The 16,354-nt window shown below is 63.3% G+C and carries 16 protein-coding genes; 13 read left to right on the top strand and 3 right to left on the bottom strand.

Annotated features, from left to right (window positions below; translation table 11 throughout):
- Window positions 1–163: 163 nt before the first annotated feature.
- The 7 genes from rplI to FJW08_RS23760 all read left to right on the top strand — a co-directional run bounded on the left by rplI (window position 164) and on the right by FJW08_RS23760 (window position 7,529).
- Window positions 164–748 (top strand): 50S ribosomal protein L9, encoded by a 585-nt coding sequence (gene rplI / locus FJW08_RS23790; protein ID WP_140765429.1) that lies wholly within the window; start codon window positions 164–166, stop codon window positions 746–748.
- Window positions 749–900: 152 nt separating this feature from the next.
- Window positions 901–2,211: a cyclopropane-fatty-acyl-phospholipid synthase family protein gene (locus FJW08_RS23785; protein ID WP_140812535.1), complete on the top strand. Its 1,311-nt coding sequence runs from the start codon at window positions 901–903 to the stop codon at window positions 2,209–2,211.
- Window positions 2,212–2,301: 90 nt separating this feature from the next.
- On the top strand, window positions 2,302–2,625 hold the full coding sequence (locus FJW08_RS23780) for a YnfA family protein (protein WP_140765433.1): 324 nt from the start codon (window positions 2,302–2,304) through the stop codon (window positions 2,623–2,625).
- A 3-nt stretch (window positions 2,626–2,628) separates the two neighbouring features.
- The gene (locus FJW08_RS23775; protein ID WP_140765435.1) at window positions 2,629–3,594 is read left to right on the top strand and encodes a small ribosomal subunit Rsm22 family protein; all 966 of its coding nucleotides are present in this window, start codon (window positions 2,629–2,631) and stop codon (window positions 3,592–3,594) included.
- A gap of 246 nt (window positions 3,595–3,840) precedes the next feature.
- The gene (locus FJW08_RS23770) at window positions 3,841–5,331 is read left to right on the top strand and encodes a replicative DNA helicase (RefSeq protein ID WP_140765437.1); all 1,491 of its coding nucleotides are present in this window, start codon (window positions 3,841–3,843) and stop codon (window positions 5,329–5,331) included.
- Between the two features lie 84 nt (window positions 5,332–5,415).
- Complete coding sequence (gene radA, locus FJW08_RS23765; protein WP_140812534.1) at window positions 5,416–6,819, top strand: DNA repair protein RadA; 1,404 nt, start codon at window positions 5,416–5,418, stop codon at window positions 6,817–6,819.
- A gap of 47 nt (window positions 6,820–6,866) precedes the next feature.
- Window positions 6,867–7,529, top strand: coding sequence for a CvpA family protein (locus FJW08_RS23760; protein WP_140812533.1), 663 nt, complete (start codon window positions 6,867–6,869; stop codon window positions 7,527–7,529).
- Between the two features lie 30 nt (window positions 7,530–7,559).
- Here FJW08_RS23760 and FJW08_RS23755 read toward each other — a convergent pair whose 3' ends face one another.
- The gene (locus tag FJW08_RS23755; RefSeq protein WP_181183026.1) at window positions 7,560–8,036 is read right to left on the bottom strand and encodes a DUF4826 family protein; all 477 of its coding nucleotides are present in this window, start codon (window positions 8,034–8,036) and stop codon (window positions 7,560–7,562) included.
- A 132-nt stretch (window positions 8,037–8,168) separates the two neighbouring features.
- Between FJW08_RS23755 and purF the strand changes: the two genes are divergently transcribed.
- The 3 genes from purF (at window position 8,169) to FJW08_RS23740 (ending at window position 10,894) form a co-directional block, all read left to right on the top strand.
- Complete coding sequence (gene purF / locus FJW08_RS23750; RefSeq protein WP_140765443.1) at window positions 8,169–9,638, top strand: amidophosphoribosyltransferase; 1,470 nt, start codon at window positions 8,169–8,171, stop codon at window positions 9,636–9,638.
- A 48-nt stretch (window positions 9,639–9,686) separates the two neighbouring features.
- Window positions 9,687–10,427 carry an SDR family NAD(P)-dependent oxidoreductase gene (locus FJW08_RS23745; protein ID WP_140765445.1) on the top strand — a complete coding sequence of 247 codons (741 nt, stop codon included), beginning with the start codon at window positions 9,687–9,689 and terminating at the stop codon, window positions 10,425–10,427.
- A gap of 248 nt (window positions 10,428–10,675) precedes the next feature.
- Window positions 10,676–10,894, top strand: coding sequence for a hypothetical protein (locus FJW08_RS23740; RefSeq protein ID WP_140765447.1), 219 nt, complete (start codon window positions 10,676–10,678; stop codon window positions 10,892–10,894).
- Window positions 10,895–10,944: 50 nt separating this feature from the next.
- Here FJW08_RS23740 and FJW08_RS23735 read toward each other — a convergent pair whose 3' ends face one another.
- Complete coding sequence (locus FJW08_RS23735; RefSeq protein WP_140812531.1) at window positions 10,945–11,448, bottom strand: OsmC family protein; 504 nt, start codon at window positions 11,446–11,448, stop codon at window positions 10,945–10,947.
- Window positions 11,449–11,639: 191 nt separating this feature from the next.
- Between FJW08_RS23735 and FJW08_RS23730 the strand changes: the two genes are divergently transcribed.
- The 3 genes from FJW08_RS23730 to FJW08_RS23720 all read left to right on the top strand — a co-directional run bounded on the left by FJW08_RS23730 (window position 11,640) and on the right by FJW08_RS23720 (window position 15,623).
- On the top strand, window positions 11,640–13,157 hold the full coding sequence (locus FJW08_RS23730) for a peptidase S10 (protein WP_140812530.1): 1,518 nt from the start codon (window positions 11,640–11,642) through the stop codon (window positions 13,155–13,157).
- Between the two features lie 182 nt (window positions 13,158–13,339).
- Window positions 13,340–14,446 (top strand): agmatine deiminase, encoded by a 1,107-nt coding sequence (gene aguA / locus FJW08_RS23725; RefSeq protein WP_140812529.1) that lies wholly within the window; start codon window positions 13,340–13,342, stop codon window positions 14,444–14,446.
- Window positions 14,447–14,519: 73 nt separating this feature from the next.
- Window positions 14,520–15,623, top strand: a complete 1,104-nt coding sequence (locus FJW08_RS23720; protein WP_140812528.1) for a polyamine ABC transporter substrate-binding protein — start codon at window positions 14,520–14,522, stop codon at window positions 15,621–15,623.
- Window positions 15,624–15,636: 13 nt separating this feature from the next.
- On the opposite strand, the gene FJW08_RS23715 is transcribed toward FJW08_RS23720, so the two are convergent.
- On the bottom strand, window positions 15,637–16,344 hold the full coding sequence (locus FJW08_RS23715) for a LuxR C-terminal-related transcriptional regulator (protein WP_246682522.1): 708 nt from the start codon (window positions 16,342–16,344) through the stop codon (window positions 15,637–15,639).
- Window positions 16,345–16,354: the final 10 nt, after the last annotated feature.

Here is a 16,354-nt window from a genome sequence, read left to right as displayed (position 1 = left end):
CATGACCGGTTAGGCATCAAATCCCGAGTTGAGGTCAAAAACCTCTAACTGCCGCGACAGGCAGGACAGCGACACCGGCGGCAACGCCCTTTGCTTCCTGACCTGTTCCAGAGAATTCGGCGTCGGCCTTGTGGACGGACGCCCAACCAAAAGGAACATAGCCATGGACGTCATTCTTCTCGAACGCGTTTCCCGCCTCGGCCAGATGGGCGATACCGTCAAGGTCAAAGACGGTTTTGCCCGCAACTTCCTGCTGCCGCAAGGCAAGGCGTTGCGCGCCAACGAAGCCAACAAGAAGAAGTTCGAAGGCCAGCGCGCCCAGCTCGAGGCCCGCAACCTCGAGCGCAAGTCGGAAGCGACCCAGGTCGCCGAAAAGCTCGACGGCAAGAGCTTCATCGCGGTGCGTTCGGCCGGTGAGACCGGCCAGCTCTACGGTTCGGTGTCGACCCGCGACATCGCCGACCTGCTGATCGCGGAAGGCTTCACGGTCAACCGCAACCAGATCCAGCTCAACCAGCCGATCAAGACCATCGGCCTCACCAATGTGGCGATCGCGCTGCATCCGGAAGTCGAAGTCACCATCACGCTCAACATCGCCCGCACGGCCGACGAGGCCGAACGCCAGGCCAAGGGCGAGACGCTGACCACCGCCGAAGCCATTTACGGCGAAGACATCAACGACAATGCGCGGCCGGAAAACTTCTTCGATCCGAACGCCGAGTTCGAAGGCGGCGAAGAAAACGCCTGATCGCACAGGTCCTCGGACCCGCTCTCCAGCCATTTCTGGACCAATGCCCGGGCCTCTCGCCCGGGCATTTTTGTGCCAAAAGGAACTTTTCGAAACCCTATATATTGATGCAGAGTAGGACAGTCTGTCTGACCGTGAGGGGACATCGGACCATGAATATTCTGTTGAAGCGCGTTCTCGACCGCCTGGTGCGCACGGGCAGTCTCAGTGTAACCGGGCCGAAAGGCTCGACATTCGTCTTCGGCGACGGCAGCGGCGAGCCGGTGCATATGCACATCAAGACCCGGCATGCCGAGCGCGCCATCGCCTTCGATCCGATGCTGGCGGTGCCAGAATCCTACATGGACGGCGAGCTCGACATTCTTGAAGGCGGCGTGCTCGGACTGATGCGCATTGCCTTCCAGAACATGGGCAGCGGCGGTATCGACGCCACCTGGTCGAAGGCGATCGAGGGCCTGCGCCATGCCTTCCGCCGCCTGCAGCAGATCAACACCGCCTCGCGCTCGCGCCGCAACGTGCAGCGTCACTACGATCTATCGGGCGAACTCTACCGGCTCTTCCTCGATGAGGACATGCAGTATTCCTGCGCCTATTTCGAGCAACCGGACATGACGCTGGACGAGGCTCAGGCAGCCAAGAAGCGCCATATCGCCGCCAAGCTCCGGCTGAAGGCCGGCCAGACGGTGCTCGACATCGGCTCCGGCTGGGGCGGGCTCGGCCTGTATCTCGCCAAGGCTTTCGACGTCGACGTGCAGGGCGTGACGCTGTCGACCGAACAGCATGGCGTCGCCACCGACCGGGCGCACGCGCAAGGGCTGGAAAACCACGTCCATTTCGAACTGAAGGATTATCGCGAACTCAACGAACGCTTCGACCGCATCGTCTCGGTCGGCATGTTCGAGCATGTCGGCGTCAACCATTACCGCACCTTCTTCGACAAGGCGGCGACATTGCTCAAACCTGACGGCGTCATGCTTCTGCACACGATCGGCCGTTCCGGCGTGCCGTGGGCGACCAGCGCCTTCATCCGCAAGTATATTTTTCCGGGCGGCTACATCCCGGCGATGTCAGAGGTGCTGCCGGCGATCGAGAAATCCGGCCTCGTTGTCACCGACGTCGAGATCCTGAGGCTCCACTATGCCGACACGCTGAAGCACTGGGGCCAGCGCTTCGCCGCCAACCGCGACAAGGCCAAGGCTATCTATGACGAACGCTTCTGCCGCATGTGGGAGTTCTATCTGGCCGCCTCGGAAGCCGCCTTCCGTTGGCAGGACCTGGTGATTTTCCAGTTTCAGATCGCCAAGAAGAACGACACGCTGCCGGTGGCGCGCGACTATATGGCCAAATGCGAAAAGGCGCTGGAAATGCGCGACATGGCGCACCGTGAAGATATGGGCCATCGCGAGGCGGCTCCGGTCGAGAAGCCCGCCAAGGCCGCCCGCCGACGCAAGGTGGCGGAATAGGAACGGCGCTGTCAGGACGCATTATTGGCGCTTGCCATTGCAGGCTCCTGCCCCGAAAAAGGCCTCGTGAATCGTCGCGAGGCTTTTTTCATGACCTATCTCCTCTACACAGCCGCGGCGCTGGCCGAGATCGCCGGCTGCTTTTCGGTGTGGGCGTGGTGGCGGCTGGAGAAGTCGCCGCTCTGGCTGCTGCCGGGCTTTGCCTCGCTGCTTGTGTTCGCCTGGCTTCTGGCATTGGTCGACATCAGTGCGGCCGGCCGCGTCTATGCCGCTTATGGCGGTATCTACATCGCTGCCGCGCTCGCCTGGTTGTGGCTGGTTGAGGGTGTGCGGCCCGATCGCTGGGACCTTGCCGGCGCGGCGCTCTGCATGGCCGGCGCCTCGATCATCCTGCTTGCGCCGAGAGGGGCATAGGCCGTGGAACTGCCGGCCACACTTCGACAGGCTGTCGATCGTATTTTGGAAAGGGTGCCGCTGCTGGACCTGAAGCAGGCCGCGAAAATCCTGTCCGACCGCTACCGCGCCGAACTGCGCGACGGCCGCCTGCACATGGCGCAGGACATGGCGGTCAAAGCCTATCTGACGACACGGATGCCTGCGACCTATGCGGCGGTCCGCGCCAGCCTCGATGCGCTCGCCGAAGCCCGGCCGGATTTCACGCCCGCGACCTTGCTCGACGTTGGCGCCGGCCCTGGTACGGTACTTTGGGCCACCAGCGACCTCTGGCCCGAACTGGAATTGGCCACATTGCTGGAGGCGAGTGCCGCGGTGCGCAAGATCGGCGAGACGCTTGCCGCCAATGCAATCGCGGCCCGGACCGTCTGGCGGGCCGGCGATGTCACGACAGACCTTGGCGACCTGCAACCGGCCGATCTCGTCACATGTGCCTATGTGCTGGACGAGATCGTGCCGGCATCCCTGCCCAAAATGGTCGACCGGCTGTGGCAACTCACGACCGACACGTTGCTGGTCGTCGAGCCGGGCACGCCGGCGGGCTGGCTGCGAATTCTGGCGGTGCGCCAGCAGTTGATCGATGCCGGCGCGCATGTGCTGGCGCCTTGTCCGCACGAAGCACCCTGCCCGCTCAATCCGCCCGACTGGTGCCACTTTTCCCGCCGCGTCGCCCGCTCGCGCCTGCACCGGCTAGCCAAAGAGGCGGAGGTACCGTGGGAGGACGAGAAATTCATCTATGTCGCCGCTTCGCGCCAGCCGGCAGCCTCCCGCGCCGCACGGGTGATCGCGCCGCCGAAGTCAGGCTCCGGCAAGATTGCGCTGAAACTCTGCGAGGCAGACGGCAGCGCCGACGAAAAGCTCTTCACCAAACGCGACGGCGAGGCCTTCAAGGTGGCGCGGCGGCTGGACTGGGGCGATACGCTGGCGTGAGATGAAACTAATACCCTCGCTCTGCAAACCGGTGTCCACCGTAGCTCCAGTTTCCTGTTTTGTTCTCTTTCGAGAAACGCTAAACTCGCAACCCTCGATTCGAGTCAATTGCGATTCTTTCCACGGAAAAATTTTGGCTGTGAATCGCGAGTATCAAAGTCGCTTCGACACGGGCTGTTGCAGATAAGTCAGCACCGACTTGTCCAGTTCTGATATCCAAAGGCCGGGATTTAAATCGGGGACATCATGGCAGAGGCAGCGCGAAAATTCGGCGTCGCGGAGCAACCGCTCTATCGCGAATCGCCCAACAACATCGAGGCCGAGCAGGCGCTGCTTGGCGCCATCCTCGTCAACAACGATGCCTTCTACCGAGTGTCCGACTTCCTGAAGTCCGGCCATTTTTACGAACCCCTGCACCGCAAGATCTTCGACGTCGCGGCCGAGTTGATCCGCATGGGCAAGGCGGCGACGCCGATCACGCTGAAGACCTTCCTGCCGGCCGACGAAAAGGTCGGCGACATGACGGTGGCGCAATATGTCGTACGGCTGGCGGTGGAAGCCGTCACCGTCGTCAACGCCACCGACTACGGTCGCGCCATCTATGACCTGGCGACGCGCCGGGCATTGATCACGGTCGGCGAGGACATGGTCAACATCGCCTATGACGCACCTGTCGACATGTCGCCTTCCGAACAGATCGAGGATGCCGAGCGCCGCCTGTTCGAACTGGCCGAAACCGGGCGCTATGACGGCGGCTTCGAGAGCTTCACCGACGCGGTCAAGACCGCGGTCGACATGGCCAATGCCGCCTATATGCGCGACGGCGGTCTGTCGGGCCTCGCCACCGGCATGCGCGATCTCGACCGCCGCATGGGCGGCCTGCAGCCCTCCGATCTGATCGTGCTTGCCGGCCGTCCGGGCATGGGCAAAACCTCGCTCGCCACCAACATCGCCTTCAACGTCGCCGAGGCCTATGTGCCGGCACAACAAGCCGACGGCTCGTTCAAGGCGGCCAATGGCGGCGTCGTTGGGTTTTTCTCGCTCGAAATGTCGTCCGAACAGCTCGCGACCCGTATCATTTCCGAACAGACGGAAATCTCCTCATCGAAGATCCGCCGCGGCGAAATCAGCGAAATGGATTTCGAAAAGCTGGTCGCCTGTTCGCAGACCATGCAGAAGATCCCGCTGTTCATCGACCAGACCGGCGGTATTTCCATTGCTCAGTTGTCTGCCCGCGCGCGTCGCCTGAAGCGCCAGCGTGGCCTCGACCTGATCGTCATCGACTATATCCAGCTGATGCAGGGCTCATCCGCCAAATCCTCGCAGAACCGCGTGCAGGAAATCACCGAGATCACCACGGGCCTGAAAGCACTGGCCAAGGAACTGACCGTGCCGATCATCGCGCTGTCGCAGCTCTCGCGTCAGGTCGAAAGCCGCGACGACAAGCGCCCGCAGCTCTCCGATCTGCGCGAATCCGGTTCGATCGAGCAGGACGCCGACGTCGTCATCTTCGTTTACCGCGAGGAATATTACCTCAAGAACCGCGAGCCGAAGCTCGGCACCGAGGAATACGTCAAGTGGGAAAACGAGATGAACGAGATGCGCGGCAAGGCCGAGGTGATCGTGGCCAAGCAACGCCACGGGCCGACGGGCACGGTCACGCTCGCCTTCCACGGCGAGTTCACCCGCTTCTCGGATCTCGCGGAAGAACACCACATCGCGGAGAGGTTTGAGTGATCTCTTGAGAAAAGCCTCGTTCCGCCACGCTGTCCCGCCAACCCTGAGATCGCTTGCAATGGCCAAATACGCAGGCCGCTCCTGATGGCCAAGTCCCGCGTCCAGTTCATCTGCCAGAATTGCGGTTCGGTGCATCAGCGCTGGGCCGGCAAATGCGACGCCTGCGGCGAGTGGAACACGCTGGTCGAGGAAGGCACATCAGGAGGCATCGGTTCGGGGCCGGCCAACACGCGCAATGCCCGCAAGGGCCGGGCCGTGGTGCTGACCACGCTTTCGGGCGACATCGAGGACGCACCGCGCATCGTCTCGGGCATCGGCGAACTCGACCGCGCCACCGGTGGCGGTTTCGTGCGCGGCTCTGCACTTCTGGTCGGCGGCGATCCCGGCATCGGCAAGTCGACGCTGCTCACGCAGGCGGCGGCCGCTCTTGCCTCCAAGGGCCATCGCATCGTCTATGTCTCGGGCGAAGAGGCGGTTGCCCAGATCAGGCTGCGCGCGCAGAGGCTCGGCGTCGCGTCGTCGCCCGTGGAACTGGCGGCCGAGACCAATGTCGAGGACATTCTCGCCACGATCGCCGACGGCAAGCGGCCGGATCTGGTCATCCTCGATTCGATCCAGACGCTGTGGACGGACCTTGCCGATTCGGCGCCGGGCACGGTGACCCAGGTACGCGCCGCCGCCCAGGCAATGATCCGCTATGCGAAATCCACGGGGGCCGCGATCGTGCTGGTCGGCCACGTCACCAAGGAAGGCCAGATCGCCGGTCCGCGCGTGGTCGAGCACATGGTCGACGGCGTGCTCTATTTCGAGGGCGAAGGCGGCCACCACTTCCGCATCCTGCGCACGGTGAAGAACCGCTTCGGACCGACGGACGAGATCGGCGTCTTCGAAATGTCGGACAAGGGTCTGCGCGAGGTCTCCAACCCGTCCGAACTTTTTCTTGGCGAACGGCACGCGAAATCGCCGGGAGCGGCGGTTTTCGCCGGCATGGAAGGCACAAGGCCCGTTCTGGTCGAGATCCAGGCATTGGTCGCACCCTCCTCGCTCGGCACGCCGCGCCGGGCGGTGGTCGGCTGGGACGGCGCGCGGCTGTCGATGGTGCTGGCGGTGCTGGAGGCGCATTGCGGTGTCCGTTTCGGGCAGCATGACGTCTATCTCAACGTCGCCGGCGGCTATCGCATCAGCGAGCCGGCGGCCGATCTCGCGGTCGCCGCCGCACTGGTTTCCTCGCTCACCGGCCTTGCCCTTCCCGCCGATTGCGTCTATTTCGGCGAAATCAGCCTTTCGGGCGCGGTGAGGCCGGTTGCGCATGCGCAGCAGCGCCTCAAGGAAGCCGAAAAGCTGGGTTTTGGTAGCGCGGTTCTGCCCTTGGGCAGCGAGGAACTTGCTGGGGGGATCGGGGCCGGCGCTTTCCAGCCCACCGAGCTTGCCGACCTCGTGGCGCGCATAGCCGGCTCACGGCGCAGCCGTGCCGACGATGAAGAATGACGCGGCTCGCCGAGCCGTGAAAATGAGATCGGAGTGGGGCCAAAGACATGCCGATTACGCTGCTTGACGGAATTCTGGTCGGCTTCACCCTGGTCTCGGCGATGCTCGCCATGGTTCGCGGCTTTTCACGCGAGGTCCTGTCGGTTGTTTCGTGGGCGGCGGCAGCGGCGGCGGCCTTCTTCTTTTACAAACCGGTCCTGCCCTACCTGAAGCCCTATATCGACAATGAGAAGATCGCCATGGCGGCTGCCGCCGGAGTGGTCTTCATCGTCGCACTGATCGTCGTCTCGGTCATCACCATGAAGCTCGCCGACTGGATCATCGATTCGCGCATCGGCGCGCTCGACCGCACGCTCGGCTTCCTCTACGGTGCCGCGCGCGGCATCCTGGTCGTCGCTGTGGCGCTGCTGTTCTTCAACTGGCTGGCCGGTGCCAAGGCCCCGGCCTGGGTGACGGAAGCCAAGTCGCGGCCGCTGCTGGAACAGATCGGCGCCAAGATTGAGAGTCTGCTGCCCGCCGACACCGAGAACGCAATCCTCAAGAAGCTCAGCCCGAAAACAGCCGAAACCCCGGCTGCCCCGGATGCGCCAGCGGCGGATGCGCCGGCAACAGGTGACGATGCCAATGCGCCGGCGCCTGACGACAACGAAACGCCGCCGGCCGACAACGCCCCGGCTCCAGCCAATCCGGCGCCGGCGCCGGCAAACTGAGGCAGGTGGCGATAGATCCGCAGCGACGGATCAAGTTCCCGACTGGTCGTCCGAATCGTCGTCCCAAGCTTCGTCGTCCTCAGCCCAACCGAGGAGTATCCTTGCTCTAGACGCAAGCAGAGGCGCTAGCGTTGCGGCATCCTCGGGCCTGCCGATCGCAAATTCCTCGGACTCCCGGCCTTGGGCCATTGCCGCAGCCGCTTCCTTCCAACGCAAGCCAAACTCCCGGACTGCGGCGCGCGGGGTGGGGTCCTGTCCGCAGGGAATAAAATCGGCGGGGAGATCACCAGAGATTGCCCACCAACCGATCCATTCAGGTCGAGTGGCGCTCTCAATGGCCCAAATGGCAACGTAGGGATAGACGTGCCAAGCCGGCCACTCGCCCACCCTTCCGTGTTTCAAGTGCTCGCGTGCCAAATAGGCGATCACATACTGGCGTTGTGATTCGCACCACGCCTCTTCTTCGGCCTCACTGGGCTCTTCAGCTTCGTCGGATGTATCGTTCATCGGCAAAGTCCTCTTTGCGAGAGAAACGCTACCGGACAAGTGACGGCGATCACAAGCCGGCGTTCTGATTTCCAGTGGCATTACAAGCCTGACTGCACTATATGACGCCTTTCCGCAGCGAGGCTCGAACAGATGGCAGACGCAGACGACGTGCTTTCCGCTGAGGCTGACGATCATTTCCATGACGAATGCGGCGTCTTCGGCATCTTTGGTCGGCAGGATGCGGCAGCCATCGTCACACTCGGCCTGCATGCGCTGCAGCATCGTGGCCAGGAAGCGGCCGGCATCGTCTCCTACGACGGCACCCAGTTCCATGTCGAACGCCATGTCGGCCTGATCGGCGACACCTTCACCAAGCAGCGCGTCATCGACAGCCTGCAAGGCAACCGCGCGATCGGCCACACGCGCTACGCCACCACTGGCGGCGCCGGCATGCGCAACATCCAGCCCTTCTTCGCCGAATTGGCCGATGGCGGCTTCGCCGTCGCCCACAACGGCAACCTCACCAACGCGATGACCGTGCAACGGGCCTTGCAGAAGCAGGGCGCGATCTTCTCCTCCACCTCCGACACCGAGACGCTTTTGCATCTGGTCGCGACAAGCAAGGAGCGCGACCTCAATTCGCGCTTCATCGATGCCGTGCGTCAGGTCGAGGGCGCCTTCTCGCTGGTGGCGATGACGGCCAAGAAGATGATCGGCTGCCGCGACCCGCTCGGCATCCGCCCGCTGGTGCTGGGCGATCTCGACGGCGCCTGGATCCTGGCCTCCGAGACCTGCGCGCTCGACATCATCGGTGCCCGCTTCGTGCGCGACCTGAAGCCGGGCGAGATGGTCGTCGTCACTTCCAAGGGCATCGAGAGCCTGTTCCCGTTCGAACCACAGAAGACCCGATTCTGCATTTTCGAATATGTCTATTTTGCCCGGCCCGACTCTTCGGTCGAGGGCCGCAATGTCTATGAGGTGCGCAAGCGCATCGGCGCCGAACTGGCGCAGGAGAATCCGGTCGAGGCCGACATCGTCGTGCCGGTGCCGGACTCGGGCACGCCGGCGGCAATCGGCTTCAGCCAGGCGGCGGGCATTCCCTTCGAACTCGGCATCATCCGCAACCACTATGTCGGCCGCACCTTCATCCAGCCCGGCGATTCGATCCGCCACATGGGCGTCAAGCTCAAGCACAACGCCAATCGCCGCATGATCGAGGGCAAGCGCGTGGTGCTGGTCGACGATTCCATCGTGCGCGGCACCACCAGCCAGAAGATCGTGCAGATGGTGCGCGACGCCGGCGCCAAGGAAGTGCACATGCGCATCGCCTCGCCGCCGACCAGCGCGTCGTGCTTCTACGGCGTCGACACGCCGGAGAAGTCGAAGCTGCTGGCATCGCGCATGTCGGTGGAAGAAATGGCCGAGTTCATCCGCGTCGATTCGCTCGGCTTCCTGTCGATCAACGGGCTCTACCGAGCCGTCGGCGAGGCCAGCCGCGACGACGAACAGCCGCAGTTCTGCGATGCGTGCTTCACCGGCCAGTACCCGACCCGCCTGCTCGACTTCGAAGGCCACGACAATGTGCGCACGCTGTCGCTGCTGGCGACGAGCGGGGCGTAGGATTGCCGGACCGTCACCAGCGCTAGTTAGATTTCCGGAAGCCATCGCATGACCCTCGATCTTACCGGCCGCGTTGCGGTCGTCACCGGCGCCTCGCGCGGCATCGGCTATTTCATCGCCAGGGAACTGGCGGCCGCCGGTGCGCACGTCATCGCGGTTGCCCGCACCGTCGGTGGACTGGAAGAGCTCGACGACCAGATCAAGGCGGCCGGCGGCCAGGCGACGCTGGTCCCGCTCGATCTCGCAGACATGGCCGGCATCGACCGGCTGGGCGGCGCCATCCATGAGCGCTGGGGCAAGCTCGACATCCTCGTCGCCAATGCCGGCGTGCTCGGCGTCATCTCGCCGATCGGCCATGTCGAGGCCAAGACCTTCGAAAAGGTGATGACCATCAACGTCACCTCGACCTGGCGGCTGATCCGCTCCGTCGACCCGCTGCTGCGGCTTTCGGATGCCGGCCGGGCGATTATTCTGTCTTCGAACGTCGCGCATTCGGCGCGCGCCTTCTGGGGGCCTTACGCTGCATCGAAGGCGGCAGTGGAGACCATGATGCGCTCCTGGGCGCATGAGACGCAAAACCTGCCGCTGCGCGTCAATGCCGCCGACCCCGGCGCCACCCGCACCGCGATGCGCGCGCAAGCCGTGCCCGGTGAAGATCCCGAGACATTGCCGCACCCCTCCGAGATCGCCAAACGCATCGTGCCGCTGGCCAGCCCGGACCTCAAAGAGACCGGGCTGATCTTCCAGGCCAAGCACAACCGCTTCGTCGCCTACCGGCAACCGGAATAAAACTCGAGCCTTTGACGGTGCCGAAGAGGCGGCCATGACGGGTCATCACGACCGCACAGTTCTCGATGCTCCATTGCTTTGCGACCGATTGAATTGTGGCGGTTGCAACACGCCCAGCCCGAAAACCTGCCGAATCATGACGCGCCTGTGATCTAAGGCGGTGGTCATGCTTTCGTCATTTCCGAGGAGTTGTTAGCATTGGACGACTCCCACACCAAGCGCCCTGCTGGGCAGACAAGGAAAACTCCATGGCTACGACCGCAGCATTGGTCTGGTATCTGGTAATCGCCGGCCCGCAGGGCGGCATGGTCGTGCTGCCCAGCACCTTCGACAAGCGCGAACAATGCACCGCCGCCATCACCGAGTATCAGAAGCAGCCGACACCCGCCGGCTGGTCCGTGCAGTGCGTGCCGAGCGCCTCGCCCTTCACCGACGAAGGCGACGCCGAAGCACCGTCAGCTCAGTAAGCATCAGGAATCACAAGGCCCGCGGCCTCCGCCGCGGGCCGTGTGATTCATCACCGCGCGCTCACCGTCAGGTCAGGCTTCTGGTTGATGGTCTGGAACACCACGCAATAGCGCTCGGTCAGCTTCAGCAGCGAATCGATCCGCTCCTGCGGCTCATCCGTGTCGAGATCGAAATTGAGCCGGATGGCGCGAAAGCCTACCGGCGCGTCCCTGGCGACGCCGAGCGTGCCGCGAAAATCAAGGTCGCCTTCGGCCTCAACGGTCGCGGCGCCGAGCTTGAATTCGAGTGCCGTCGCCACCGCTTTCAACGTCACCCCGGCGCACGCCACCAACGCCTCGAGCAGCATGTCGCCGGAGCACAGTTCGAGCCCCGAACCGCCTGTTGCCGGATGCAGGCCGGCGATTGCCAACGCCCTGCCCGTCTCGACCTTGCAGGCCACCGACTGTTCGTCGATCGAGCCCTTCGCCCTCAGCGTGATCAGTGCTTGCGCGGCGTCGTCGCGGTAGGCCTGCTTCAGCGGCGCCTGGATGGCCTTGAGCTCGGTTGCGTCCATTTTCGTTCCTTTCGAACGGCTTTCTGCCTTGATAGCACGGTCGTGCAAGACGTGTGAGCCAATCCGAGCAGGGCGACCCGAGCTATCAGTAACTGGTGTCGGCGGGACAGCAGAGGGCTCGCCATCCCTATTCTTTTTGACTTCATTCGCCTCGGCCATACCTATGCGGGAGTCGTTCCCGCGGAGGCCTCATGCATTCCAAGCTGAAACTCGTCCCCCTTGCCCTCTTCCTGCTTGCCGGCTTCGTGCAGCCACTCGTGGCCGAAACGCCAGAGCGGTCGGCACCCGCGGGCGGCGTGCTGTCGCTGCTGCCGCCGCCCGCGATCACCGACCATTCGATCACCATTGCCGGGCGCAGTCTGCAGTACCAGGCAAAGGCTGGCACGCTTCCGCTGCTCTCCGGCAAAGGCGAGGTCACGGCGGAGATCTTCTATGTAGCCTATACGCTGAAACCGCGGGAGAGCGTCGCGACGGTAGCGCCGCGGCCAATCACCTTCGTGTTCAACGGCGGCCCGGGTGCCGCTTCAGCCTATCTGCATCTCGGCGCGCTCGGACCGCGCATCGTGGCGACCGGAGCCGACGGGGAATTCCTCCCCTCGCCGCAAAAGCTCATCGACAATCCCGACAGCTGGCTCGACATGACCGATCTCGTCTTCGTTGACCCGGTGGGAACTGGCTACAGTCGCGAGGCGCCTGGCCAAGATACGCACGACTTCTGGGGCGTCAGCCAGGACGCCAGTTCGATCGGCGCCTTCATCCGGCTCTATCTCGCCCAAAACGGCCGCACGGGATCTCCGCTGTTCCTCGCCGGTGAGAGCTATGGCGGGTTCCGGGCGGCGCTGCTTGCCAGGACGCTGCAGGAAGATATCGGCATCAGCCCGAGCGGCATCGTGCTGATCTCGCCGGCGCTGGAATTCACCCTCGTCCAGCCCGACGAATTCGAGCCGCTTCATTGGGCTCTCGAACTCCCCTCGCTCGCGGCGGTCCGCCTGCGCAGCGAGGGTGTCAGCGGCGATACACTGCGGGAAAAGCTCGCCGGGATCGAGCATTATGCACTTGGCGAGTACCTCACCGCGCTCAGCAGTGGGCTGGAGCAAGGGGGGCGGCTGGCGAGTGATCGCGTGGCCGAGATCACCGATCTGCCGCCCGACCTCGTTCACCGCAACTTCGCCCGCGTCCCGACCTCGCTCTTCGCAAGGGAGTTTGCCCGTGCCACCGGCAAGGTGCTCAGCCCCTATGACGGCATGATCGCGACGGCGGACATCGCTCCCCAGAGCGCCCGCATCGCCGGTCCCGATCCGGTGCTGGACCGCAGTGTGCCGGCGCTGACCTCAGCCTTTGTCGGCTACGCACGCGACGAGCTGAACTTTCGCACCGACGTCAGCTACCGCTTGCTGAACGGCGATATCAGCCACAACTGGGACTATGGCACGAGCGCCTCGCGCCAAGGCTACGCCGGCGTGATGGACGATTTGCAACGGGCGCGCTCCTTGAATCCTTCCCTGGGCGTCGTCATCGTCAACGGCTACACCGATCTCGTCACTCCCTACCTGGCGTCGCGTTATCTGGTCGGCCAGATCCCCTCGCTCGCCGGCGCCAGGCCGATCCGCCTCGACGTCGTTGAAGGTGGGCACATGATGTATCTCGGGCCGGACGGCCGGCGCGCGCTGAAAGAGGCCGCTTCGGAGCTTTATCAGGCGACGCAGTAAACGATAGGGGCATCGAACTTGCGGGCAACCAAGGCCGGCGCCAATGGTGCTCGCCCCAGCCGAACGCAGGTCCAGTGGCTGGCGCAGTGATCAAGCTATCCCAAATGGGACATTGACGGACAAGGCCCCAAAACCGTCTGATCCGGGAAGGTTTCGTCGTTCCATTTTTCCGGCAGTTCGCAATGTCACACACGCTCTCGACCACACCGAGACAGGATGGGTTTCGCGCCCTTGGCGAATTCGAACCCAAATCAGGCTGTTGGCTGATCTGGCCGGAACGGCCGGACACCTGGCGTCTGGGCGCCAAGCCGGCGCAGAAGCTATTCGCCAACGTCGCCGCCGCGATCGCACAAAGCGAGCCGGTGACGGTGGCGGCATCCAGCCGCCAGTGGCAGAACGCAAGAGCGCGATTGCCCAGCCATGTGCGCGTCGTAGAGATGTCCACCAACGATTCCTGGCTCCGCGACAGTGGCCCCAATTTCGTCGTCAATGATCGAGGCGAAGTGCGCGGCGTCGATTGGATCTTCAACGCTTATGGCGGTTTCGACGGCGGCCTCTATTCGCCCTGGGATCTGGACGACCTCGCTGCACAAAAAGTACTCGAGGTCGAGAGAATGGATCGCTACCGCGCGCCGCTGATCGCCGAAGGTGGTGGTTTGCAATGCGATGGCCAAGGTACGCTCATCACGACCGAGCAGTGCCTGCTCAATCGCAATCGTAATGCCCATCTCGGCAAGGCTGAGGTGGAAAGCCGGCTTGGCGACTATCTCGGCGTCGATCACGTCATCTGGCTGCCGCGTGGTTTTGCCTTCGACGAGACGGATGGCCATGTCGACGACCTCTGCTGCTTCGTGCGCCCTGGCGTGGTCGCGCTGAGCTGGACCGAAGACCGGGACGACCCGCAATATGAGATCGTGCGCGAAGCCGAAGAGGTGCTGCGCTCGGCCCGTGATGCGCGGGGCCGCAGCCTGGAGGTGCATCGGCTGCATCATCCCCTGCCGATCGAGACGACGATGGAAGAGAGCGAGAGCGTGGACCGGGTCGATTCGACCTGGGCGCGGCCGGCCGGCAACAGGATCGCGGCGAGTTACATCAACTATTATCCAGGCAACAGCGTCGTGGTCGTGCCGGAATTCGGCTGCGATCTCGACCGGCAGGCAAAGCAGCAGCTGGCCACGCTGTTCCCCGACCACAAGGTGGTCGGCATCGAGAACTCCCGCGAAATCCTGCTCGGCGGCGGCAACGTCGCCTGTATCACCTTACCCGTTTATGCGCCGCAGCGGCGTTGAGCGGCAAGCGTGCCGAAAGTGAAACTTGGAACGGTGCGCCGCATCGGCCGCCGCCAGCGAAAGGAGGCCCCCAATGCGCGCTCTGCTCTTCCCAATCCTGACTGTTGCGCTTGCCTGCGACATCTGCTTCGGCGTCGCTCGGGCGGACGATGAGAAGGTCGTCAACGTCTACAACTGGTCCGACTATATAGCACCGGACACGGCTGAGAAATTCGAGAAGGAGACAGGTATCAAGGTCCGCTACGATGTCTATGACGGCAACGAGGTCCTTGAGACGAAACTGCTCACCGGCGGCTCGGGATATGACGTGGTCTATCCCTCGGCCTTTCCGTTCCTCAAGAACCAGGTGAAGGCGGGCGTTTTCCTGCAGCTCGACAGATCGAAGCTTTCAAACCACTCGAAAATCGATCCGCAAGCCTTGTCGCTGATCGCGGGCGCGGATCCGCAGAACCTGCACGCCGTGCCTTACATGGCCGTCACGGACGGCATCGGCTACAATGTCGCTGCCGTCAAGCAACGGATGCCGGACGCGCCGATAGATTCCTTCGCCATGGTCTTCGACATCGACGTCGTCAAGAAATTCTCCGATTGCGGCGTCGCCATGATCGATGCTCCGGCGGAGATCATTCCAATGGCTATGAACTATCTCCACATCGATCCCAGGTCGACCAGTCCGGACGACCTCGCCAAGGTCGAGGACCTGATGGGCAAGGTGCGGCCCTATATCCGTTACTTCCACTCGTCGAAATACATCAACGACTTGGCGAATGGCGACATCTGTGTCGTGCTGGGCTGGTCGGGCGACATATTGCAGGCCAAGACCCGTGCGGCGGAATCCGCCAAGAAGCTGGAGATTGCCTATTCCATTCCCAGGGAAGGCACGCTGATAAACTTCGACACGATGGCGGTGCCGAAGGATGCGCCGCATCCGGCGAATGCCCAGGCCTGGATCGATTTCAATTTGCGGCCCGATATCGCAGCGGCCAATTCCAGTTATGTTTCCTATGCCAATGCGATTCCGGAATCCCTGCCGCTGATGGATCAGGCTGTCGCCAGGGATCCCGGCGTTTTCCCGCCCGATGACGTAAAGGCCAAGCTGTTCGTGGTCGAGAACAACGACGCAAAGTTGCTGCGACTGCAAAACCGCATGTGGACACGCGTCGTGACGGGACAGTGAAGCTGGCGAAACGTCAGTCGCGCGGAGCCTCCCAGCCGGCGGCCAGCAACTCGACCTGGGAGTGCACGCCGAGCTTGCGGTAGACCTGCTTGATGTGGTTGCGCACGGTGCCGGGTGAAATCGACAGGTTTCGCGAAATCGTCTTGGCGCTGCCGCCCTCGACCAAGAGCCGTGCGATCTGCCTTTCCCGGCCGCTGAGTTGCGACCCTGCGGCTTCGATTGCAGACCCCTTGTCTCGAAGACGGCACAAATGAAGCAGCCTTTGCAGAATGAGCTTTGTCGCGCTGCTCGCCGCGCCGGCCACCGCCAGATCATGCTCGCCAAAACGCGGCGCGCCGTCGCGGCGCAGAAAGGTCACATAGCCGGCGGTCAGTCCGTCGAGGTTGAACACGCCGGTTATTTCATCGAAGCTGCCGGAAGGCCCATAGAATTCGCGATAATACGGAGTGCGCTGGAAATCGGCGTGGCTGAGAGCCGACAACGGCAGCAGGAAATCCTGTCTGGTGCTGGCGAACCTCTGAAAGAAGGGATCCTGGCGATAGATGCGTGCATCATAGTCGCGGTTCCAGCGATCGGGTCCGGCATCGTCGATGGTCACGGACGTTATATCGCGACGATAGAATCCAACATAGACACGATCCGAGCCAAGCAGCATGCTTGCCGCCGCGCTGAAGCGGGCGGACAAGTCTTCGGGCGTTGCCGCCAGGGCCGCGGCGGCCACGCCACCGCTC

It is taken from the genome of Mesorhizobium sp. B3-2-1, from assembly GCF_006439515.1.
Classification (GTDB): Bacteria; Pseudomonadota; Alphaproteobacteria; order Rhizobiales; family Rhizobiaceae; genus Mesorhizobium.
This window is presented reverse-complemented; position numbering and strand designations above follow the sequence as displayed.